Genomic DNA, 23,944 nt, shown 5'->3' with positions numbered 1-23,944 from the left:
GAATTTTAAAATTAGGAGAGAAAATGGAAAAAGAAAAAGTTTCAATAATTGTTCCAATGTATAATGCAGAAAAATTTATTGGAAAAACAATAGAATCGGTACTTTCACAAACTTATGAAAATTGGGAAATGCTTATTATGAACGATGTCTCAACAGATAACAGTCTTGCAGTTGCAAGTGAATTTGTGAAAAAGGATAAAAGAATAAAAATTGTAAATACTGAAAAAAATGTGGGAGTAGTAAAGGGAAGAAATTTTCTGATTGAATTGGCTAGCGGAAAATATATCGCATTTTTAGATTCTGATGATTATTGGCATAGTGAAAAGTTGGAAAAGCAGATAAATTTTATGAAGGAAAAAAATGCGAGCATTAGCTGCACAGAATATATGAGAGTCAGGGAAAATGGCGAAAAAATCAACGAAGTTGTTATAAAATCTGAAATTTCCTATACGGATATGTTAAAAAATAACTATTTAGGATGCCTGACAGTTATGTATGATGCGGAAAAAATTGGAAAGCGATATTTTAAAGAACTGGAGAAAAATGAAGATTATGTGCTTTGGCTGGAAATTGTGAAGGATGTGAAAACAATTTATGGATTAAAGGAAAGTTTGGCATATTATCGAGTGCTTGATAATTCACGTTCAAGCAATAAAGCTAAAACAGCGAAAGTGCGTTGGGAAATTTACCGAAAAATTGAAAAATTACCGCTTTTAAAATCAATCTATTATTTTATACACTATGTAGTTAGAGCGGTATTGAAAAGTAAATAAATTTATAAATGAAAAAAGGGAATATAAATGAAAAATTATATACTGGAAACTTTGCTTGAAGAAAAAAATAATAATTTAAAAGGAATGTTGTATCATAATCTTCAAATTAAATTTGCTTATAATAGTAATCATATTGAAGGAAGTACATTGACAGAAGATCAGACAAGACATATTTTTGAAACAAATAGTTTTTTTGCGGAAAATGAAACAGTGAAAGTTAAAGATGTGATTGAAACTTTAAATCATTTTAAATGTTTTGACTTTATTATTGAACATGCAAATGAAAAACTTTCTGAAAAATATATAAAAAAACTTCATTTTCTGCTTAAAAGTAATACGAGTGATTCACAAATTGAATGGTTTAAGGTTGGCGAGTATAAGCAAAAGCCAAACACGGTTGGTGGAAATAGGACTGTGAGTCCAAAACAAGTTGAGGCAAAGATGAAAAAACTTTTGGAAAATTATAATAGCCAAACTGAAATAACTGTTGAAAAAATTATAGATTTTCACTATGAATTTGAAAAAATTCATCCATTTCAAGATGGGAATGGGAGAGTTGGAAGGCTTATAATGTTTAAGGAATGTCTGAAAAATGATATTGTGCCTTTTATATTGGAAGATAAGTATAAAATGTTTTATTATCGTGGGTTAAAAAATTATGAGAGTGAAAAGGGATGGCTTTATGATACTTGTCTTATGGCACAAGATGAAATGAAAAAAATGCTTGATTATTTTGAAGTAAAATATTAAGATTTGAATTTATTAACAATATAAAAATTATTAAATAAAAAAACATTAAAAAATATTTTTTGACATACTAAAAAAAATATGATAATATGTAAAAAATTGAATAAATTGGATGAAGGTATGAGGAGAGATTTTAATTATATTAGAAAAATATTAAAAATATAATTGAAACACCGAAGAAGTGACTCTTTCAGGTAAAAGGACTCATAGTGGACGGACCTCTGGAGAGATAGTCTTAGATGGCTGCACCGAAGGAGCAAAGGAATAAATTCCCTAAACTCTCAGGTAAAAGAACAGAGATTGATACATATAAAATTATAATTTTATATTTGTTTTTTTATATAAAAAGAATTTTTAGAGGTTGTCTATACTTTATTTTAAAGTAGAGAGCAACTTTTTTTATTTAAATAAATCTGAATTATAATGTTATTTGTTTGAAATACACAGCCTAAATTCTACATTCATTTAAAATTCAAAATATAAAAATAGAAGGAGAAAAGTTTAAATGTTAAACGTTATTAAGGATTTTAATGGATTTTTTTGGGGAGTTGTTTTAATTATTTTGTTAGTTGGAACTGGTATATTTTACACTTTTAGACTGAAATTTATTCAAATTAGAGAATTTAAAAGTGGATTAAAACAACTTACAGGTGGATTTGACCTTAGTGGAGAAAAGGCGGATAGTAATGGAATGTCATCATTTCAGGCATTAGCAACAGCAATCGCTGCACAAGTTGGAACAGGAAATCTTGCAGGAGCTGCAACAGCGATTGTATCTGGAGGGCCTGGAGCGATATTCTGGATGTGGGTAAGTGCATTTTTTGGAATGGCTACTATTTATTCAGAAGCAGTATTAAGCCAAATTTTTAAACAGAAAAAAGATGGAGAAATGACAGGAGGTCCTGCCTATTATATCCAAACTTTATTTAATGGTGGAAAAGCAGCTAAATTTTTAGCAGGATTCTTTGCAGTTTCATGTATTTTAGCTTTAGGGTTTATGGGAAATGCAGTTCAGGCAAATTCGGTAGGGGATGCCTTTCATAATGCTTTTCATATTCCAACAGTTGTAACAGGATTATTTTTAGCAGCTTTATCTGGATTTATATTTTTTGGTGGAGTAAAAAGAATTGCCTCAGTTACTGAAAAAATTGTGCCAATTATGGCAATTTTATATGTTGTAACATGTGTTGCTATTATTTTATTAAACATTGGAAATACAGGTATGGCATTTAAGGCAATTTTTATTAATGCTTTTTCTACAAAAGCAGTTTTAGGTGGATTTGCAGGAGCTGGAATGAGAAAAGCAATAAGATTTGGAGTGGCGAGAGGGTTGTTCTCAAATGAGGCTGGAATGGGTTCAACACCGCATGCACATGCAATTGCGAAAGTAAAAAATCCTGAAGATCAAGGACACGTTGCAATCGTTACAGTTTTCATTGATACATTTGTAATTTTAACATTATCAGCATTAGTAATACTGATTGCAGATGGAAGAGCAAATGGAACTGGAATTTCATTGACACAGCAAGCATTTCAAGCAGTATTGGGGCATTTTGGAGTAATATTTGTTGCAGTTGCATTATTCTTTTTTGCTTTTTCAACAATAATTGGATGGTATTTCTTTGGAGAAGCTAATGTAAAATATTTATTTGGTAAAAAAGCACTTAATGTTTATAGAGCTTTAGTAATGGCTTGTATAGTGGCAGGTTCGCTACAAAAAGTTGATTTAGTGTGGGAACTTGCAGATATGTTTAATGGGCTTATGGTAATTCCGAATTTGATAGCGTTAATTGGGCTACATAAATTGGTAGTTGAAGTTACGAAGAAAGATCCGTTGTTAAAAGATTAATAATTAGAGATATAAAAAAGAAAAATATACCCAAATTTTTGATTGAAAAATTCAAGATTGGGTATATTTTATATTAAATTAATTCAAATTCTGACTGTGCCTTTTCCATTTCAGTATACATTTTGTAATATCGTCCTTTATTTTCCATAAGCTGCTCATGATTTCCAATTTCTTCGATTATCCCGTCGGACATAACTATGATTTTGTCATAATCCTTTATTGTGTTGAGTTTGTGGGCGATTGTAATTACAGTCTTATTTTTTGTAAGAATATTGAGAGATTTTCTTATTTCGTATTCATTATCGGCATCAAGTGAGGCTGTGGCTTCATCAACTAAAATAATTGGGGTATCTTTTAATAAGGCTCTTGCAATTGAAATTCTCTGTTTTTCTCCACCAGACAAAGTAGAGCCGCCTTCTCCGATTACAGTGTCGTATCCATTTTCGCTTTCCATTATAAAATCGTGGCAATTGGCATTTTTAGCCACATTTATCACTTCTTCCCTTGCAGCCTTAGGTTTTCCCAGCCTTATGTTATTTTCAAAAGTGTCATTTACCAAGTAGACATCTTGAAAAATCATGCTTATATTTGTAAGCAGCTCTTCAGGATATATTTTTTGGATATTTATTCCGCCAATGGTAATTTCGCCAGACTGGCAGTCCCAGAATCTTGCAATAAGGCTGGTAACAGTTGTTTTTCCAGAGCCTGACGAACCGACTAAGGCAGTTTTTGTCCCCTGTTTTGCTTCAAAAGTGATGTTTTTTAGGACAGGAGTGTCTTTTTCATAAGAAAAACTTACATTCTGGAATTTTATATTGTAATTTGGTAAAGTAACTTTTTCAAGTTCATAGGAAATTTCCTTTTCATTATGCACATTTATCAGTTTATCTGTGGCAAGTTTCAAGTATTGGATAAAAGTATATTGTGTAGAAAAGGCTTTTAGCACGTTTGAAAGTGAAAGTCCAATAATTATGTATGAAAAAAATTCTACTTTATTAATGGAAGAAGCCATAAAAAGCTGTGTAGATACTAACAGGAGCAAGGCAAAGGAAATATCCGTAATAAGCTGAAAAATCATAACATAGGGGGCAAGAGCAATTTCAGTATTTATACTTTCCTTTTTCAAATCATTAAAACTGTCCTTTAACCTCTTGAATTTTTCCCCAGTCAGATTATATGCCTTAAAAAGTTCCATTCCGGCGATATATTCCACCATACGTGAAACAACATTATCCATAGTATGCTTTTTTTTCAATGCTATTTTTGCACCTTTTTTCGTTCCCAGAATGACAAATATTAATCCAGTCAGGGAGATTATCAGTTGCAGTATGGCAAGTAGAGGTGAAATTTCAAATATAATTAACAGAAGATAAATTGTCAGTATGGATAACTTTATAATTTCTGATGTGCTGTGAGTTATAACCTGCTCAAAATCCTGTAAATCATTTGTCATAATATTAATAATATTCCCAATATTGTGACTGTTAAAGTATCCCAAATTCAAGTTTCTCAAATGATCCCCCATCCTGATTCTCAAATCCTGAATAATTTTAGCTCCCTCACTTTGAATTCCAATATATCCGATACGATTTAATACAAATCTGCAAATGATTGCAAAAATCATAATAAAAGTATAGATTATCAACTTTTTCATTGTAAAATTATTATTCATCAAATCAATAATTGTAAAATAAAACATTGCGTAGTTCATCATATAAAATATAGCATCTATTGTTAGAAAAAATATTGGCTTTTTAAGATTTTTATATTTATTTCCAGCAAGAGTTCTTATATTTCTAATATCATTAATCATTGTCTACACCCCCTAAATTTCCTTATTTTCCATCAAATCATTATCGCTATATAAATTCCATAAATGCCAGTATTCTGACTTGTTTTGCAGAAGCTCCTTGTGAGTACCTTGCTCGGTAATACGTCCTTTATTCATTACAACGATATTATCGGCATTTTTTATTGTGTAAAGCCTGTGAGCAATGATAATGGCAGTTTTCCCTTTTAGTAAAGTACGCAGAGCCTCCTGAATCTTGGCTTCGTTTTCAATGTCAGAGTAGGAAGTAACTTCGTCCAGTACGATAATTGGGGCATTTTTTAAAATGGCACGAGCTATTGAAATTCTCTGCTTTTCCCCTCCACTTAATTTAATCCCGCCTTCTCCAATCACAGTTTCGTATTTCTGAGGCAAGGACATTACAAAATCGTGAATTTGTGCCTTTTTTGCAGCATTTTCCACTTCTTGCAGCGAATAATCCCTTCCCATTCTTATATTCTCAAAAATAGTATCGTGAAGCATAAATGTATCCTGAAAGACAAACGAAACATTGTCAGCCAATCCTGTGTAAGTAAAATCCTTAATATCAGTTCCATCAATAGTTATTTTTCCGCTATTTATATCCCAAAATCTTCCAAGCAGAAGTCCTATCGTTGTTTTTCCTGAGCCAGAAGGCCCTACAAGTGCAGTTGAGGTTCCAGCCTTTATTTCCAAGGAAAAGTCATTTATAACATTTTTATTTTTATATGCAAAATTTACATTTTCATATTTTATATAGCCTGAAAAATTAGAAGGGAAATTTGTGTTTCCAGATTTTTGCTCCTGTTCCCCATTGATTTCCATAATCTTTCCTAGCCCTTTAGTCAATGCGGAAAGATGGTGTGCCAAGTCAAATAATGCCTTTAATGAGCTTAAAAAAATTGTACTCATTAAAATAAATAGAATATACACAGATACTGAAATTTGATTATAAAACAGCATAAGTCCGCCAACCGGAATAATGAAAAGCAGCCCCGAATCAGTCAGACAGAGAAAAATCGAGTAAAACGGCACACTTAGTTCTGTAAGCTCAATCCAGTAATCTGCATATTCCTGAGTAATATCCCGATAATCCTTGAATGATTTAGCAGTAAGGTTGAATGCTTTCATAACGTTCATTGCATTTATGTATTCCATAATAGTAGCGTTTAAGTTTGCAAGAAGAGTGTAATAATGTTCAACACGACTCCCATAACTTTGAAACATTTTTCCCTGTGCCATTATGCTTAGAATAATTGGAATAAATAAAACAAGTGTCAATTTCCAGTTAAAGTAAATCATAATCCCTAAAAATATTATCGGAGTTACAAGAGCTGAAGATAAATCTGGAATCTGATGTGCAATAAAGAGTTCCAATTTTTCAATATCCTCATTAATAATCTTTTTCAGCTTTCCAGACATATTTTTCTTAAAAAATCCCATATTCAGCTTTGACAAATGCTCAATCAAATCAATCCGAATTTTGTACAAAATCGAAAAAGCCGCAATATGTGAAAATACCCCTGATAAAATCTGCATAATTATTTTTACAATTATAAAAAATATCGCAATAAAAACACAGAATTTTATTCTTGAATAATCAATATTTGCCTTAAAAAGCTCCAGAACAATCTGATACACAAGAAGATAAGGCACAGCAGACAATGTCGTACCAATTATACTGAATATTGCTGAAAAAATTAGCTTCATCTTATGTTTACCAGATAAACTTAGCAAATATTTCAATTCTTTCATAATAATCCCTCCATTCATTTTAGAAAAGGAAATAAATTAAAAAATAAATTTATTTTTCATAAGTATAAATTCCAAGTCTGTTATTAAAAATGTAAAAGAATGGAATAAACAATTTTTTCCAGCCAGGAAGATGATGTTTCATTTCATCGGTAAAATTAATAAGTCCAGTCTGTTTTAATTTTGGATTCAATTTTACGACTTCGCTTCCATCTTTTACTCCCCAACTAAATTTTGCTTCCATATTTTTTAAGGTATCATGTTTTTTACTCATTTTAACTGTTCCTTTGTAAAGCAAGTCAAATTGAGCTTCAAAAGAATCAAAATTATCAGTCAGTATTTCCAAAAACTGTTTAATTTGCTGTTCTTCAAAGTACATTAATACACCTTCGGAAATAATAAGCAATTTTTTCCCTTCCAGTTTAATATCCTTTGTCCACGCTGAATCAAATGCAGATTTTGCAATATCTGTAACTCGTTCATTAGGTTCAAAAAATAATTTTCGTTTTTCAATAACTTCTGGCAAGTCAAGATTGAACCATCTTATTTTTCCGTTATCTATTCGTAAAAATCTTGTATCTAGTCCACAGCCAATTGACACAATCGCACAATCTGGATATTTTTCCATAAATTTTTTTACTTCATTATCCATCACTTTCGCACGTGAAAGAATCCCATAGTACGAAGCCCACGCCTTCTCAAATTTTGAAAAATCATAATCCAGCTGTGAAAGAATCTCGGAAGATTTTTTATCATTTAAAATTGGATTTTTACTTTCAGCATCCTTCGCACGTGCATGCAAAGTAATAAGCATAGTTTCTGAAATATTGTTTAGTTTTATTTTCATATTTCTTTCCTCCTTCAAATATTTTGGTTAGCAAACTATTCGATATAATTATACCAATATTTATTAAAAATGCAAATTTTTAATATAAAAATTTTTATCACATTATTAAAATTAAATAAATTTAGAATTTGAATAGAATAATTATTGTTTCTAAATTCATTTATATATAAAATGTATAAAGGTAAAAACGATTGAAAATTACCTTAAACTATGGTAAAATTAGTTATATTTTTATTAAAGGAAATTGATAAATTTGGAGATTTATAAATGGTAAAAAGTAAGGACAGATTTTTTAATTTTGATATTTTAAAATGTATTGCGATTAGTATGGTTTTATTTATTCATATTGTTGCAAGTGAGCTGTATAGTTATGGTGAAATATCTAGAAACAGATGGATGACGGCAAATATTATAGATTCTTTTAGCAGAATGTGCGTGCCACTATTTGTTATGGTTAGTGGATTTTTTTTATTAAGGAAAGATGAGGATGTGAAAGTATTTTTTAAAAAGAGATTTGTAAAAATTATTCCAAAGTTTTTTATATATTCTGTTGTTTTTTTTATATTTGTAATAATTTTTAAAGATGTAAAAAACGATGAATTGTTTTTGGTTTTTTTTAGAAAATCAACTTATAAAACGATAATTTTAATTTTTTCCAAAAAGGAAAGTTATCATAATTTTTTTTCAGACTTTTTTCAAGGAAAAATTTACTATCATTTATGGTATATTTATATGATATTATTGCTTTATTTAATAACTCCATTTTTGAGAAAAATTGTGATAAAAGTTGATAGAAAGAGCATAGATTATTTAGTTTATATTTGGATTGCTTTTATAATTGTTATTCCATTTTTAAATGCAGTTTTTAGGAAAAATATAAAAATATATTCTCCAGTTGGGCAATATATCGGATATTTTTTAATTGGCTACTTACTTTTTGAAAAACCTTTAAATATGAAAAAGTGGCAAAAATACATAATTTTTTTTATGATGATATTTTCGATTATCTTTTTAACATATATATTTACAAAATCAAATAGTAAATTTTTTGATTATTTTTATGATTATCATTCAATTGGTGTTTTTGGAGCAACAGTTTTATTTTATGATTTTTTTGTAAATACTTTTGATGGGGAAAAAATTTAGCCAAAGTAAAAAATGTTATAAAGTCTGTATCAGCGAAAACTTATGATATTTATTTAATTCATCCGATTTTTTTGTTTTTTTGTGAAAAAATATTAAAATTCAAAGTGAATTATTTTTTATATATAATTGTTACGTTTGTAATAGTATTTTTGTTATCTTTTTTTACAAGTAAAATATTAAAAGTGCTGTATAATCTTTTAACTGGGATAAATAGGCAATTTTATAAAAAAATTGAATTAAAGTAAGGATTTACAAAAAAATTGAAGGGAATTAAAATATTTCATTAATTGGATTTTATAGATTTTTATAAATAATATGGGATGTATAGATGAAAGGAGAAAAAATATTATGATTTGGAAATTTTATCTACTTAATGAAATAGTTTCGTTAGATAAATTTGTTATTAAAGAAAAAATGAAAAAAGGAAGTGTAATTTAAGATGGCTGTACGTGGAATGAAAAAAAATTATTCCTATTTATTTGGGATATTGACGGTTGTGATGTATTTGGTAGGATTGCTGCTTATAAATCGTGGACTTGGATTTACAAATGTAATTGTAATTGTTTGTTCGATGATAATTTATTATGTGGCGAATGTTTATAATATGACAGGAAGATATAAATTACGGGATATTGCGATTATAATTATAATTAATTTTATCCTTGTAATAGTTATAAAACTTTTTAAAATATTTCTTTTAAATGAGGCGATAATTTTATTTGGGTTAATTACAATGTTCCAGATTATATATCGGTATATCGTAATGATTGGACTGGCTGAAAAGAAAAAAGTTGTATTTGTTGGAGAAAATGGGTATACAAATGACCTGCTGGAAAGTATAAAAAAAGATAGTCAATATAAATTATCAGATGTTTTGAAGGAAAAAAAAGATATAACTATTTTAACAAAAAAATTGTTAGATCTTTGTGAAAATAAAAAAGTTGACATAATTGTAGATTTTACAAATAATCTTTTGTATGATACAAAACTCGTAGATAAACTTTTGCAGTATAAACTTAATGGAATGCAGTATTATAATTATTTGGAATTTTATGAAATGTATGAAAATAAATTACCAGTTTCAAATTTAAGTCCAAAGTGGTTTTTGGAAAATACAGGTTTTGAAATTTACTATAATAGCTTTAACTTGAAGGCAAAAAGAATTCTTGACATAATCTTTGCACTTTTAATCGGAGTTTGTGTCATTCCAATTATGATTATTGCTGCGATAATAATAAAACTGGAGTCGAAAGGACCGATATTTTTTATTCAGGAAAGAATTGGGGAAGGAAATAAGCCGTTTAAAATAGTCAAATTTCGTTCAATGACAACTGATGCAGAAAAAGATGGACCAAAATGGGCTACTAAAAATGACAATCGTGTTACAAAATTTGGAAAATTTATGCGTCTTACAAGGGTTGATGAATTGCCGCAACTATGGAATGTGCTACGTGGAGAAATGAGCTTTGTGGGACCACGTCCAGAAAGAGAATTCTTTATAAAACAGCTTGAGAAAGAAATTATGTACTACAATCTAAGACATACTGTAAAGCCTGGTCTTACTGGCTGGGCTCAAGTTATGTATCCGTATGGAGCAAGCATTGAAGATGCTTATAGAAAATTACAGTATGACTTGTATTATATAAAAAATCACGATATTTTATTTGATATGAAGATATTACTGAAGACGGTTACGATTGTAATTTTTGGAAAAGGGAGATAATAATTTGTAGTAAACATGTAGATTCTTTATTTATCAAGGAGTTAAAAAGTATTCTTATTGTAAAGTAAATAGAATCTTTTCGATAGCAATATAAATTTCAAAATATAATGAAATAAATATTATTCACAAATAAGTAAAACCTTTTATTAAAAATAAAAAATATTAAGTTGTCGAACAAAGCTAATAAAGAAAATGTTATATAGCATTAGCAAAAAAAGAAAAAATATGATTTTAAATGTAGAAATATGATTGAATTTTATTTAAAAAAAATGGAGAAATAGGAGAAAAGATGTACTTAAAAGCATTGGAACTAACTGGATTTAAATCGTTTGCAAATAAAACTATTGTGGAGTTTGATGATGGGATTACTTCGATTGTTGGGCCTAACGGGAGTGGGAAGAGTAATATTCTGGATGCGATTTTGTGGGTTTTAGGAGAGCAAAGTTATAGGAATATACGAGCTAAGGAGAGTTCAGATATTATTTTTTCTGGCGGGAAGAACAAGAAGCCAAAGTCTATGGCGGAAGTCAGTCTTATTATTGATAACGAGGATAGATATTTGGATGTGGATTTTTCAGAGGTTAAGATTACCCGAAGGATTTTCAAGACAGGGGAAAATGAATATTTGATAAATAACAGGAAATCCAGGCTTAAAGATATTCATAATCTTTTTATGGATACTGGGATTGGAAAACAGGCTTATTCAATAATTGGGCAAGGGCGAGTGGAGAGAATTATAGGTTCTTCACCAAAGGAATTGAAAGAAATTATTGAAGAGGCAGCTGGAGTTAAGAGGGCTAAGATTGAAAAGGATGAGTCTGAGAAAAAGCTACAGGATTTGAAAAATGAAATTGAAAAAATTGATTATGTGGAAAAGGACTTGAAACAACGGGTTGATTATTTAAAAGGTGAGCAGGAAAAGGCAAAACTTTTTAAAGAATACAGCAAGAAGATTAATATTCAGAGATTTATGGTTCTAGAGTATGATGTTAATGAGAAAACTTCGTTGAAATATGAATATGAGGAGAAAAGTCAGGAGGTAAAGGAAGAACTGGAAAAAAATGAAAAAAGTTTTTCTGGAAAGCAGGCTGAACTTGAAAAGACTAATGAAATTAGGGTAAAATTACAAGAAAATCTGGAAAGCCAAAAAAATCGAAGAAATAAAAATTTTGAAAATCTGGAAATATTGAAGGAAAAGTATTCAAAACTCATGAATCAAAATTCTAACTTAGAAACCGAAGCTAATGAAAAGGCTAAAAGGAAAGGAATTTTAGAAAAGGATATTGAGGAAAAGGAGAAAATTTTAAATGATTCCAGAAATGAGCTTGAGCTTATAACAAAGGATTTAACTGAAAAGGAACAAGAAAAGACTGAATTGGAAGTTAAAGTTAAGGATGTAAAAAAGAAGAGAAATGAAATTGCACTTGAATTGAAGGAACGGATACAAAAAAATTCTGATTTTGAAGTGGATAAGATAAAAGTTGCTGGAGAAAATGAGGATTTGGAAAAAAGAGTTTTTGGGGCTAAAAATGAGAATAAAAGACAAATTGCCGAAAAGATGGACTTGGAAGCTGAATTTGATAAGATAAGTCAGGAAAAGAAGGCTTATGAAGTGGAGAAATCAGAAAAGGAAAAGCAAAAACTTGAAAGGGAACAAAAAATTCAGAAGCTTAATGAAAAGACTGATGAATTGAGAAAAGAATATTCAAAAATTAATAGGGGAAAAAATGAAATCAGTTATAAATTGGAAAATTATAAAGTTAGGCAAAAGGCTATTGCTAATGCAATTGAAAAAAATGAGACATTTAATCAAAGTGTAAAGCATATTTTAAATGAAAAAATTGATGGAGTAATTGGGGCATTTGTTAATTTGATTGATGTTCCATCGGGATTTGAGGAAGCGGTACAGACTTTGTCTGGAGGAATGTTTCGAGATATTGTTGTTAAAGATAGTGAAATTGGGAAGAAATGTATTGAAATTTTGAAAAGAAAAAAACTTGGAAGAGCTTCGTTTCTGCCAATTGAAAATATTCGAGTTTCAAAAATGAATGAAACTTTACCTATTATTGATAAAACTTTACACCAAGGTGATTTTCAAAATAAAATGTCAAAAGAGGAAATTCAGAATATTATTTTAAATACAAATGGAGAAAATGGAATTATTGATTTTGCAAGAAATATTGTAAAAGTTGATGCTAAATTTGTAGATAAAAACATAAAAAAAGTTATTCAATTTGTTTATGGAAATTCTGTTGTTGTGGAAAATCTGGAAGTTGGAACAGAGCTTTTAAAAAAGGGATTCAATGATAGAATTGTTACGCTTGAGGGAGATATTATTGCTTCTCGGGGGAGAATGACTGGTGGGCATTCGTTTAAGGGAAAAGATGAGATTTTAGAAAGAAAAAAGGAATTGAAGCGTCTGGAAGCTGAGATTGAGACAAATAGGGAAAATTTGGATAAATTTAAGAAAAAGTTATCGGAAGTTGTTTTAGAAGCTGAAAAAGTTGAAAAAGAAAAGGAAGAGAAAGAGAAATTATTTGAGAACTTTAAAAATAATTATCAGTCATTTAATAATAATTATGATGATTTTAGTGTTAAATTTAGTCGAAAACAGCGGGAAATTAATACTTTGAATTATGAAATTTCTGAAAGTGGGAAATTTATTTTAGAGAAAGAAACTAAAATAAAGGAAAATCTGAAATTAATTCAAAATATCGAAAAATGTATTAAAGAGAATAATCTGAAAATGAAAAATTTGAATGAAGAATTGAAAAAACTTGAGAATATTGATGAATTTGTTCAAAAATTAAATGTGGCGGATAAGGAATATGAAGTTTTAAAAGTCAAAACAGATAATAATAAAAATCGTTTTAGAGAAATTGAGATTGATTATAAAAAACTTTTAAGTGAAAAGGCTGAATTAATTGAATTTGAGAAAAAGAAGGAATTGTTTGGAAGTGAACTAATAGATAAAATTTCAAATATGAAGTCTGAAATTAAGGCAAATGAAAAAAGCAAAGTAAATATTTTAAAAGAAATTCAAGAAACAGAAGCTAAAATTCAAGAAGTTGAAGGAAGTGAAAGGAAATTAATTGCGGAAATTAAAGAAATTGAAATGAATATTCTGAAAAGTAAAAATGAATATGAAAAAATCATAGAAAAAATTACACGAAATGAGAGTGAATTGGAATTTAAAACTTCTGAATTTAAGGAACTTGAAAATGATGAAATTTTTAATGATGAAGAATATTTTGAGATTATTAGTGAAGAAGAGCTTGCAGCAACGAAAAGAAAATTATCTTTAAATGAGAGAAATCGTATAAATATTGGACCTGTAAATATGGCTTCAATAGAAGAATATGAGCATGAAAATGAGCGGTATCAGAATATTGTGGCACAGAAGAGGGATTTGTTTGAGAGCAGAGAATCGTTACTTGGATTTATTAGAGAAATTGAAGAGGAAGTTACGAGCAAGTTTTTTATGGCTTATGAACAAATAAATAAAAATTTTCAATATATGTGTGAAACGATTTTAAATGGTGCCAAAGGAATAATTAAAATGACAGATCCTGAAAATGTGCTTACGACTGGATTAGAATTAAGTGTAAAATATAAAAATAAACCTGAACAGACTTTACTTTTACTTTCAGGTGGGGAAAAATCAATGCTTGCAGTCTCGTTTATAATGGCGATTTTTATGTTTAGGCCAAGTCCGTTTACATTTTTTGATGAAATTGAGGCGGCACTTGATGAAAAAAACACTAAAAAAATTATTGAATTGCTGCATCAGTTTATTAATAAATCGCAATTTATTCTTATAACTCATAATAAGGAGACGATGAAGGGGTCACATCGGCTTTATGGAGTTACGATGAATAAAGAGATTGGGGAGACTAAAATTGTTTCGGTGGATGTGTAATTTAATAAATTTTTTTACTGGAATTTTTTTGATATTTTTGATAAAATATAGATAAATAAATAAAAAGTATAACTTTTTAAAATTGGAAAGGAGAAATGTGAAACAGTTTTCGCATAATTGGGAATATGTTAAAAAAAATATTGGGTTTGATAATAATATTTACATTTTCAGTTATTGGACTTGCTGAAACGGATGTGACACAGATTGCAAGTGATTATCCATATAAGGAAAGTGCCATAATGGCAACTGTTCTTGGAACGCCTGTAGAGCAGCAGTATAAATTTAAAAATCCAAAGGGACCAAAAGTTAGAAGATTTACGACGACAAAAAAGATTCCTGAAATATTAAGACAATGGAAAGATTATGAATATGGCGTGTGGACTCAAAAAGACAAAAAAGCTCCTCTAATGATTTTAATTTCAGGAACAGGTTCAGTTTATAACAGCGGAATGTCGCTTTATTTAGCGAATGTATTTTACGATAAAGGATATAATGTAATTGCATTTAGTTCACCTACGACAATGCCTTACATTGTAAGTCAAAGTAAAAATATTTATGCAGGGTATATAAAAGATGAAACTGTACAAATGTATGATTTGATACAAAAAGCTATTTTAAAAGAAAAAAGTAATGGAATGAAAATTGATAAGACTTATATTGGAGGTTACAGTTTAGGTGGATTTCAGTCATTGTTGATTCATGAGATGGATGAAAAAAATAACAGAAAAATTGGAATTGAGAAATCTCTTTTATTAAATTCACCAATCAGCATTTTGACGGCAACGAATAAATTAGATGGATATTTGGTAAAAAATGGAGTTTATGATGCGAGAAGTTTGGAAAAATATTTAGATACAATATTTAGTAAGCTTATGTATGATAAATCGATACAAATAAAAGATATTGAGTTTTCAAATTTAACAACTTCGTTAGGAAAATTAGGACTTGGAGAAAAGGATTTTGAAATGCTTACAGGGTTATTATTTAGGTTTTATTCGGCAAATATGACTTTTGCAGGGGAAGTATTTAGTGGGAATAATGCTGTTGGAAGGCTTTCAAATAAAAAGTCATACAAGAGATTTGATTCTGTGTCTAATGAATTTAGAGAAGGACTATCAGTTTCATTTGATGAATATGCAAAGGAAATTTTATATCCATATTTGAAAAAATATAAATATCCTAATCTTGACTTTAATAAATTCATAAGTGACTTTGATTTGAGAAGCAGTCAGGATTTTATTAATAGAAATAATAAAAATATTATATTTATTACTTCAACAAATGATATTTTACTTAAAGAGAAAGATTTGGATTATATAAAAAATACATTTTCAAATAGAGTGTTAATACCATTTGGAGGTCATACAGGAGTTCTTTGGCATAAGGATGTGGCAAATTTAATGGTAGATAAATTGGAGGAAAAATAGATTATGGCAGGGAAAAATAAATTATTAATGCTTGGAGCTATGTTTGCCGTTACAGTAATTGGAAAAGCTGAATTGATGGATATAAAAAATGAAGATACTATAATGTTTTTAGAAGAAAGTAATAAGGAGGCAAATGATGATCTTTTTGTTGAATTTGTGGATGGAAAGACAGCACAAAAACCAGATAAAAGTATTGATTTAGTTGCACAGACAAATATAAAAACAAAGAAAAATAAGCCTGATAAAAATAAATATATTGCACTTGAACAAGATGGTTATGGAGTATTGGCAGAAAACCTAGAAGAACTGGACGAAGATTATATTGTGTCAAGTCAAGTATTTCAGTTGACTGGAATTGATGATTCGCTAGAGCCATTTAATAGAAGAATGTACGCTTTTAATACACAACTTGATAGAAAGGTACTTTATCCCGTTTCCCGTGTTTATTCAGCAGTTATTCCAAAACCGGTAAGAAAGGGAATTTCAAATTTTTATAATAATTTTAAAGAGATACCGACATTTGTAAATTCAGTTTTACAATTAAAACCTGGAAAAGCTGCAAATGCACTTGGAAGATTTGTAGTAAATTCAACTGCTGGATTATTGGGAGTAACTGACGTTGCTAAAAATATTGGATTAAAAAGTGATCCTGAAACAATGGGGGATACTTTGGGATATTATGGAATAAAAACAGGTTCTTTTTTAATTTTGCCAGCATTAGGACCAAGTACTGTTAGAGATGCAGTTGGAACTGCAGCAGATACAGCAATAGGGGGTGCAGCAAGAGGAGTTGCAGAAGAAAAGCTGTTCTTTGATACAGGAGTATTTGATAAAAATGTTTATGGATTTACAAGACCAGTTGTGACGGGATTAAATGCACGTTCTATGTTTAATCTAAGATACGGGGATTTAAATTCTCCATTTGAATATGATTTTGTAAAGGCACTTTATTATAATTATAGAAAAATACAAGTTGTAAAATAGGAATTTTGCTTAGTTTAAGCACAATAAAAAAACTATTAATTTAATAAATGAAATTTAAAGATAATATATTTATTAGAATCTATGGACTTTTATAAATAATAAAAATAAAAAATCAGGAGGAAATTAGAATGAGCTATATAAAAGATTTTGATTTGGAAGTATATAATGCGATTGTGGAAGAGGAGAATAGACAAGAAGAGGGAATTGAGTTAATTGCATCTGAAAATTTTGTTTCAAAGGCTGTGATGGAAGCGGCTGGGTCTGTATTTACTAATAAATATGCAGAAGGTTATCCTGGAAAAAGATATTATGGTGGATGTGTAAATGCTGATGTAGTGGAAAGTCTTGCAATTGAAAGATTGAAAAAAATATTTGGGGCAAAATATGCTAATGTTCAGCCACATTCTGGTTCTCAAGCAAATATGGGAGTTTATGTTGGATTGCTTGAAGCCGGGGATAAGATTTTAGGAATGAGTCTTAGTGCTGGCGGGCATTTGACTCATGGCTATAAAATTAATTTTTCTGGAAAAAATTATATTGGACTGGAATATGGATTACATCCTGAAACAGAATTGATTGATTATGAAGCGGTAAGAGAAATTGCATTGAGGGAAAAACCTAAAATGATAGTTGCTGGAGCGAGCGCTTATTCAAGAATAATTGACTTTAAGAAATTTAGAGAAATTGCTGATGAAGTTGGGGCATATTTAATGGTGGATATGGCTCATATTGCTGGACTTGTTGCAGCTGGACTTCATTCAAATCCATTAGAATATGCAGATGTTGTAACTTCTACAACTCATAAAACATTGAGAGGACCTCGTGGAGGAGTAATTCTGACAAATAATGAAGAAATTGCTAAAAAAATTGATAAAACAATATTCCCTGGAATTCAAGGAGGGCCGTTAGTTCACATAATTGCGGCAAAGGCTGTAGCATTTAAAGAGGCACTTAGTCCAGAATATAAAGAATATCAAGAACAAGTTGTAAAAAATGCAAAAGTTTTATCTGAAGAACTTACAAAAGGTGGACTTAGAATTGTGAGTGGAGGAACTGATAATCATTTAATGCTTGTAGATTTACGTCCAATGGGAGTTACAGGAAAATTGGCTGAAGCAAAATTAGAAGAGGCTGGTATAACTTGTAATAAAAATGCTATTCCAAATGATCCTGAAAAACCATTTATTACAAGTGGAATAAGATTGGGAACGCCTGCGATTACAACTCGTGGATTTAAGGAAGAAGAAACAAGACAGGTGGCACAATTTATATTAACAGTTTTGGGAAATATAGATGACAGCGAAAAAATTGCCCAAGTAAAAGAGCAAGTTTTTAAGCTAACTGAAAAATTTCCGCTTTATAAAGGAAAATAATTGGAATTTAGGAGAAAATGTGAGAAATAATAATAGAAAAAATGATGAAATGCGAGAAGTAAAAGTTACTAAAAATTATATTATTCATCCAGAAGGTTCAGTTTTAATTGAATTTGGAAATACAAAAGTTATTTGTAATGCTACAATCGAGGAAAAAATTCCGAGATGGCTAAAGGGAACAAATTCAGGTTGGATAACTGCTGAATACAGCATGCTTCCCAGAGCTACGCATACACGTGTCCAAAGGGAGTCAGCAAAGGGAAAGCTTAGCGGAAGAACTATGGAAATTCAGCGTTTAATCGGAAGAGCATTAAGAGCGGCAATAGATTTGGAAAAACTGGGAGAAAGAACGGTAATGATTGACTGTGATGTGATTCAGGCTGATGGCGGGACAAGAACAGCTTCGATAACAGGAGCTTATCTTGCTTTGGAACTGGCAGTTGAAAAATTGATTGATCAAGGAAAATTAAAGGAAATTCCAATAAAATCAAAAGTTGCAGCAATAAGTGTTGGGAAAGTGCATAACGAGCTGCTTCTTGATTTGGAATATGAAGAGGATTCAAAGGCTGACGTGGATATGAACATTGTAATGAATGACAAGGGTGAATTTATTGAGTTACAAGGAACAGGAGAAGAGGCAACGTTTACACAAGCTGAACTTTTAAAATTTATTGAACTTTCAAAAAATGCTTTTGATAAATTATTTAGTTTATAGATTCTTGTAAATAACTAGAAAAATTAAAAACTTTGAGAAATTTAAAAATTGGAGAAATTTAAATGGAAAATGATATAAATGATGAATTAACAAAAAAAAATAATGAAAATGTACAAGAAAATATAAAAAATGAAAATCTTGTAATGTATGTGGATAAGTTTTTATATTATGAGGAAGTTATTCTTGGTAAGAGTTTTAACACAATTAGAGGTTATCGGCGAGATTTACTGCAATTTATGGAATATCTTGAAGAATATGAAGAGATTCATAATTTTGAGGAAATTGAAATGATGACTTTTAGATCATTTATTGCCTATTTAAATTCTCCTAAAAGGCTTGAAGAAGTTGAAAAAAATGATAAAAATGTAAAAAGTATTGAAAATATGGAAAATTCTGATAAAAAGGCAAAATTAAAGCCAATTTCTAAAAGAAGCATAAATAGGAAAATTTCAGCACTTAGGACATTTTTTAAATATCTTCAGGAAATAAAAGTAATTGAAACAAATAAGGCTTCTTATATAAATGTTCCAAAATTTGAAAAAGAATTGCCAAATGTGATTAATCGAGATGATTTGAATAATTTAAGGCATGTTATAAATACAGAGAAAATTACTGGGATTCGTGACAGATTGATTATTGAACTGCTCTATTCCAGCGGTCTTCGTTCAATTGAACTTATCAATTTAAGTGAATTTATGATTGATATTGAAGAGCGGGAAATTCGGGTTGTTGGGAAGGGAGACAAGGAACGGATTACTTTTTTTAGTGAAAATGCTAAAAAGTGGCTTATAAAGTATATTGAAGAAAAAAAGAGGCAGTATGCTAATTATACTAGGGAAGTGCTTATTGTAAATAGTAAGGGTAAAAAATTAACAACACGTTCACTTAGAAGGCTGATTTCGGCACATGCACATGAAGCTGGAATACAAAAGGAAATAACACCACATGTATTTAGACATTCGTTTGCAATGGAACTTTTGAATAATGGTGTGGATATTCGATATTTACAGGAACTTTTAGGGCATAGCAGTATTGCTGCGACGCAAGTTTATACACACGTGAGCAAAACTTTTTTGCGTGATATTTATATGAGTACGCATCCACTGGCTAAGGAATAGGTTTGTTTTGAAAATTAAATTAACAAATTAAATAAAAAAATAGTTATTATTTTTATGGAAATAAAAAATTATATTATCGGACGTATTTTATAAATTAAATTAAACTAATAAATAACAAAAATATTAATATAATATATTATTATTACAAATAGTAAAAATTTTATAAATTAAAGATTTTTATGAATGAGAAAAAACGAGTGCACTTATAATTTTGTGAAAATTAATAGATAAATTCAGTAAATTCAATACTTTGCTGTTCTATTTACACAAAAATTTTTATACGCTCGAAAAAAAAGATAATTGTAAAGTAAAAGTGATAGAAATTGAATAATAGCAGTATTTATAATTGTCAAAAAGCAGAGAAAAATAATAAAACTAAAAAATTTAAGAATATTGATATATTCTCCGCTTAAAAAGCGAATATTTATTTTCAAATAATTAAAATAAATATTAGGTTTAATCTACTAAAAAGATTTATAACATATTCATTTTCATTATTCAATTGGAGTTTAGTATGAGTCTATTGAAATTTTTATAAATAGCTAAATGAGTAAAAAAAGTAGGAGGAAATTTTGATTAAAAAGAAATGTAGTGGCTGCGGGATTGAGCTGCAGTTTGAAGATAAAAATAAGGAGGGGTATGTTCCTAAGGAAAAATTTGTGATGCAGGATGATTTGCTTTGTCAAAGATGTTTTAAGATTAAGAATTATGGAGAAAACCTTGTAAATAATTTTAGCAGAGAAGATTATTTGAAGGAAGTAAGTAAAAGTGTAAAAAAGTCGGATGTAATATTGCCAATATTTGATATTATTGATTTTGAGGGTTCTTTTACTGAGGAAATTTTGGATTATTTGAGGGATTACAGATCAATAATTTTGGTTAATAAAATTGATCTTATGCCTGATTTTATACATCCGACCGAAATTTCCAACTGGGTAAAGGATAGACTTGCTGAAGAGGATATTGTGCCTGATGACATTGCTTTTATTAGTGCCAAAAGTAAATATGGAATAAATGGTATTGTTAGAAAAATAAAAAATATTTTTCAAAATAAAAAAGTTAAGGCAACTGTCCTGGGAGTTTCAAATGTTGGAAAATCTTCAGTTATAAATTTGCTTTTGGGAAACAATAGAATAACAACTTCAAAATATTCAGGGACAACTTTAAAATCAATTAATAACAAAATTCAAAATAGTGAGATTACGATAATTGATACGCCTGGGCTTATTCCAGATGGAAGAGTTTCTGATTTAATTAGTGTAGAAAGTGGATTGAAACTTGTGCCAGTGGGAGAAATTTCAAGGAAAACTTTTAAATTAGAAGAAAATCAAGTTTTTATGTTTGATGTTTTTTGTAGATTTAAAATATTGGGAAATGAGCTTTTGGAAAGTGGGAGCAAGCCGATTTTTTCTGCTTATGCTTCAAAAAGTGTGAAATTTCATGTGACTCGTGAGGAAAGAGTGGAGGACTTGTTAAATGGGAACTTTTTTGAAATTTTGCAAGGGAGTGAAAAGAAAAAGTATTTCCAAAATGAATTTGTAACTTGCGAAGTGGAAATTGAAGAAAATGAAGAGCTGGCAATTGCTGGGCTTGGATGGGTTAATGTGAAAAGAGGACCTTTAAAAATACAGTTGGAAATTCCAAAACAGGTAAAGGTAATTGTAAGACCATCAATTTTTAAAAATAAAAAATAATTTTTTAAGTTATTGTAAAAGTAAAATTATCAAAATTTCAAAATATTTTTTTGAAAAAATATAAGAGTATATAAGTTTAAAATTGAAAAATATTGTATTAAGGAGACTTTATAACTTTTACAAATGATTAGAAGTAATTTTTAGAAGGGAGAATATGAAATTTTTAAATTTCATTCAATAAAATGGCTTTTGATAATGATTATTATTATGGGAATAATAGGGCGAAAATAACTAGAAAGATTATTTCTCGAGGAGTAGTTTTTCTTATAGTTTTATTTATTGCAATTTTTAATGTTGTTATACTTTTTTCAAGAAAAGTTGATAAACTTATAAATGCTGATATTCAAGTTGAAACTGTGAAATTGCAAAATGCAGTAAAGAAATTTAAGGAAATGACAGGTGCAAATCCTAAATTGGCAGGGCTTGAAGATAATCTTAGAAGTGTAAAAAGTGCGGATGGAAAATATAATTTTGAAACTTTTTATGGAAATGAAAAGATTTATGAAATTCCTGAAAGTTTAAAGGATGACAGGGAGCAAAGCAATAGAATTGTGATAAAAAAAGATAGAAAAGGCGGATGGGTTTATGATGAAGCTAAGGGAACTATTTCGCCAAATATTTAAAATTTGAGAATTTTAAAAGTGGGGAATTTGAGAGTTTAAAAAAACAAAAACTCGGTTAGAAAGAAGATTGAAAAATAATGAAATTTTCAAGTTTGGGAAGTGGAAGCAGCGGAAATTCCAGCTATATTGAGATGGGGAATAAGAAATTTTTGGTGGATGCAGGATTTAGTGGGAAAAAAATTGCAGAAAAACTAAATAATATTGAAAAGAGAATAGAAGATATAAAGGGGATATTTGTAACTCATGAGCATTCTGACCATATTCAGGGGCTTGGAGTTGTGTCGAGAAAATATGATATTCCAATTTACCTTCATGAAATGACTTATGGCGTTATTAGGGAAAAGATTGGAAAAATTGATAAAAAGAATTTGAATTTTATAAGGGAAGATAAAATTATAATTGGAAATTGTGTAATTAATAATTTTGAAGTGATGCACGATGCGAAAAAATGTTTAGGTTATACGTTTGAGTATGAAGGAAAAAAGTTGTCTTATGCGAGTGATGTTGGGTGTGTGAACAATATTATTAAGGAAAATTTGAAAAATAGCGATGTAATCGTATTGGAAAGCAATTATGACTATAATATGCTAATGACAGGACCTTATCATTGGGAACTTAAAAATCGTGTAAAGGGAAGAAATGGGCATTTATCAAATTCAGAAGCATCAAAATTAATTGCTCAAGTATTGAATGAAAAACTGAAAAAAATTTATTTGATGCATATAAGTAAGGATAACAATACTCCAGAATTGGCATATAATTCGCTGTATGAAATTTTGGAGCGGGAAAATAAAAGTCATTTGGAAATTGAAGTTATTGATGAAGAAGGAACAGAAATTTATAAAATATAAAAAATAAATAAATAAAGGAAAAGTTATGTGGAATGACTTAAAATTAGAAATTGATATTTGTACTAAATGTGTTTTGGAAAAAACTCGAATTAATCCGATTGTTGGAGAAGGGAATAAAAAGGCAGAGGTACTGTTTGTATTGGATAGTGTAAGTGAGGAAGAGGATATAAAGCAGCAGCTTCTTGCCGATAAAAATGGAAAATATTTCAAAAGATTTTTAGAATATTCAAAACTGGATTTAAAAAAATGCTATTTTACAACACTTACAAAATGTAGTTCCCATGGGAATATAATTGAGCAAGAAAGCATTTTGCAATGCAATGAGTTTTTGATAACGCAAATTGCCTTGATAAATCCCAAATATATTGTAACAGTTGGAGAAAGGGCGACTAAATCGCTTTTGGAAAATGATGAGAAAGAGGATATAAAGGATTTAGTTGGGAAAGTATTTGATTTTTATGGAGAAATTAAGATTGTGCCGATTTATGATATTTCTTATTTGTTTAAGGCGACAGACAAGGAAAAGTGGAAATTGATAAAAATTTTGGAAAAATTATAAAAATTAGATTTATTTAGAAGATATATAAATTTAGGAT

The 23,944-nt window shown here is 29.3% G+C and carries 18 protein-coding genes and 2 riboswitches; of the genes, 15 read left to right on the top strand and 3 right to left on the bottom strand.

Going from position 1 to position 23,944, the window contains the following annotated elements:
* The first annotated feature begins 23 nt into the window (after window positions 1-23).
* The 3 genes from FVE73_RS05765 (at window position 24) to FVE73_RS05755 (ending at window position 3,369) form a co-directional block, all read left to right on the top strand.
* Entirely contained in the window at window positions 24-773 is a 750-nt protein-coding gene (locus FVE73_RS05765) for a glycosyltransferase family 2 protein (protein ID WP_018498798.1), read from the top strand.
* A gap of 27 nt (window positions 774-800) precedes the next feature.
* A complete protein-coding gene (locus tag FVE73_RS05760; protein WP_018498797.1) occupies window positions 801-1,523 on the top strand; it encodes a Fic family protein in 723 nt (240 codons plus the stop codon).
* Window positions 1,524-1,632: 109 nt separating this feature from the next.
* Window positions 1,633-1,736, top strand: a riboswitch (glycine riboswitch).
* 3 nt (window positions 1,737-1,739) lie between these two features.
* A riboswitch (glycine riboswitch) is annotated at window positions 1,740-1,819 on the top strand.
* A gap of 206 nt (window positions 1,820-2,025) precedes the next feature.
* Window positions 2,026-3,369, top strand: a complete 1,344-nt coding sequence (locus FVE73_RS05755) for an alanine/glycine:cation symporter family protein (RefSeq protein WP_018498795.1) — start codon at window positions 2,026-2,028, stop codon at window positions 3,367-3,369.
* Between the two features lie 73 nt (window positions 3,370-3,442).
* Here FVE73_RS05755 and FVE73_RS05750 read toward each other — a convergent pair whose 3' ends face one another.
* Genes FVE73_RS05750 through FVE73_RS05740 form a run of 3 tightly spaced genes read right to left on the bottom strand, consistent with a single transcriptional unit; the run spans window position 3,443 to window position 7,775 of the window.
* A complete protein-coding gene (locus tag FVE73_RS05750; protein WP_018498794.1) occupies window positions 3,443-5,182 on the bottom strand; it encodes an ABC transporter ATP-binding protein in 1,740 nt (579 codons plus the stop codon).
* A 12-nt stretch (window positions 5,183-5,194) separates the two neighbouring features.
* On the bottom strand, window positions 5,195-6,931 hold the full coding sequence (locus FVE73_RS05745; protein ID WP_018498793.1) for an ABC transporter ATP-binding protein: 1,737 nt from the start codon (window positions 6,929-6,931) through the stop codon (window positions 5,195-5,197).
* A 49-nt stretch (window positions 6,932-6,980) separates the two neighbouring features.
* Complete coding sequence (locus FVE73_RS05740) at window positions 6,981-7,775, bottom strand: class I SAM-dependent methyltransferase (RefSeq protein ID WP_018498792.1); 795 nt, start codon at window positions 7,773-7,775, stop codon at window positions 6,981-6,983.
* A 267-nt stretch (window positions 7,776-8,042) separates the two neighbouring features.
* Here FVE73_RS05740 and FVE73_RS05735 point away from each other — a divergent pair, with 267 nt between their 5' ends.
* The 12 genes from FVE73_RS05735 (at window position 8,043) to FVE73_RS05680 (ending at window position 23,907) form a co-directional block, all read left to right on the top strand.
* Window positions 8,043-8,921: an acyltransferase gene (locus FVE73_RS05735; protein WP_232058492.1), complete on the top strand. Its 879-nt coding sequence runs from the start codon at window positions 8,043-8,045 to the stop codon at window positions 8,919-8,921.
* Window positions 8,922-9,360: 439 nt separating this feature from the next.
* Complete coding sequence (locus tag FVE73_RS05730; protein ID WP_018498789.1) at window positions 9,361-10,644, top strand: exopolysaccharide biosynthesis polyprenyl glycosylphosphotransferase; 1,284 nt, start codon at window positions 9,361-9,363, stop codon at window positions 10,642-10,644.
* A gap of 289 nt (window positions 10,645-10,933) precedes the next feature.
* A complete protein-coding gene (gene smc, locus FVE73_RS05725; RefSeq protein WP_018498788.1) occupies window positions 10,934-14,563 on the top strand; it encodes a chromosome segregation protein SMC in 3,630 nt (1,209 codons plus the stop codon).
* 125 nt (window positions 14,564-14,688) lie between these two features.
* Entirely contained in the window at window positions 14,689-15,990 is a 1,302-nt protein-coding gene (locus FVE73_RS05720; RefSeq protein WP_018498787.1) for an alpha/beta hydrolase, read from the top strand.
* 3 nt (window positions 15,991-15,993) lie between these two features.
* Window positions 15,994-16,974, top strand: a complete 981-nt coding sequence (locus FVE73_RS05715) for an MlaA family lipoprotein (RefSeq protein WP_018498786.1) — start codon at window positions 15,994-15,996, stop codon at window positions 16,972-16,974.
* A gap of 128 nt (window positions 16,975-17,102) precedes the next feature.
* Window positions 17,103-18,347, top strand: coding sequence for a serine hydroxymethyltransferase (gene glyA, locus FVE73_RS05710; RefSeq protein ID WP_018498785.1), 1,245 nt, complete (start codon window positions 17,103-17,105; stop codon window positions 18,345-18,347).
* Window positions 18,348-18,366: 19 nt separating this feature from the next.
* Window positions 18,367-19,062, top strand: coding sequence for a ribonuclease PH (rph, locus tag FVE73_RS05705; protein WP_018498784.1), 696 nt, complete (start codon window positions 18,367-18,369; stop codon window positions 19,060-19,062).
* 62 nt (window positions 19,063-19,124) lie between these two features.
* Window positions 19,125-20,180 (top strand): tyrosine-type recombinase/integrase, encoded by a 1,056-nt coding sequence (locus tag FVE73_RS05700; RefSeq protein ID WP_018498783.1) that lies wholly within the window; start codon window positions 19,125-19,127, stop codon window positions 20,178-20,180.
* A gap of 572 nt (window positions 20,181-20,752) precedes the next feature.
* Window positions 20,753-21,874 (top strand): ribosome biogenesis GTPase YqeH, encoded by a 1,122-nt coding sequence (gene yqeH, locus FVE73_RS05695; RefSeq protein WP_018498782.1) that lies wholly within the window; start codon window positions 20,753-20,755, stop codon window positions 21,872-21,874.
* 182 nt (window positions 21,875-22,056) lie between these two features.
* Window positions 22,057-22,497 (top strand): hypothetical protein, encoded by a 441-nt coding sequence (locus FVE73_RS05690; RefSeq protein ID WP_018498781.1) that lies wholly within the window; start codon window positions 22,057-22,059, stop codon window positions 22,495-22,497.
* A gap of 77 nt (window positions 22,498-22,574) precedes the next feature.
* Window positions 22,575-23,348 (top strand): MBL fold metallo-hydrolase, encoded by a 774-nt coding sequence (locus tag FVE73_RS05685; RefSeq protein WP_018498780.1) that lies wholly within the window; start codon window positions 22,575-22,577, stop codon window positions 23,346-23,348.
* 25 nt (window positions 23,349-23,373) lie between these two features.
* Window positions 23,374-23,907, top strand: a complete 534-nt coding sequence (locus tag FVE73_RS05680; protein WP_018498779.1) for a uracil-DNA glycosylase — start codon at window positions 23,374-23,376, stop codon at window positions 23,905-23,907.
* Window positions 23,908-23,944 lie beyond the last annotated feature (37 nt).

The sequence above is a fragment of the Leptotrichia wadei genome, from assembly GCF_007990545.2.
Classification (GTDB): domain Bacteria; phylum Fusobacteriota; class Fusobacteriia; order Fusobacteriales; family Leptotrichiaceae; genus Leptotrichia; species Leptotrichia wadei.
This window is presented reverse-complemented; position numbering and strand designations above follow the sequence as displayed.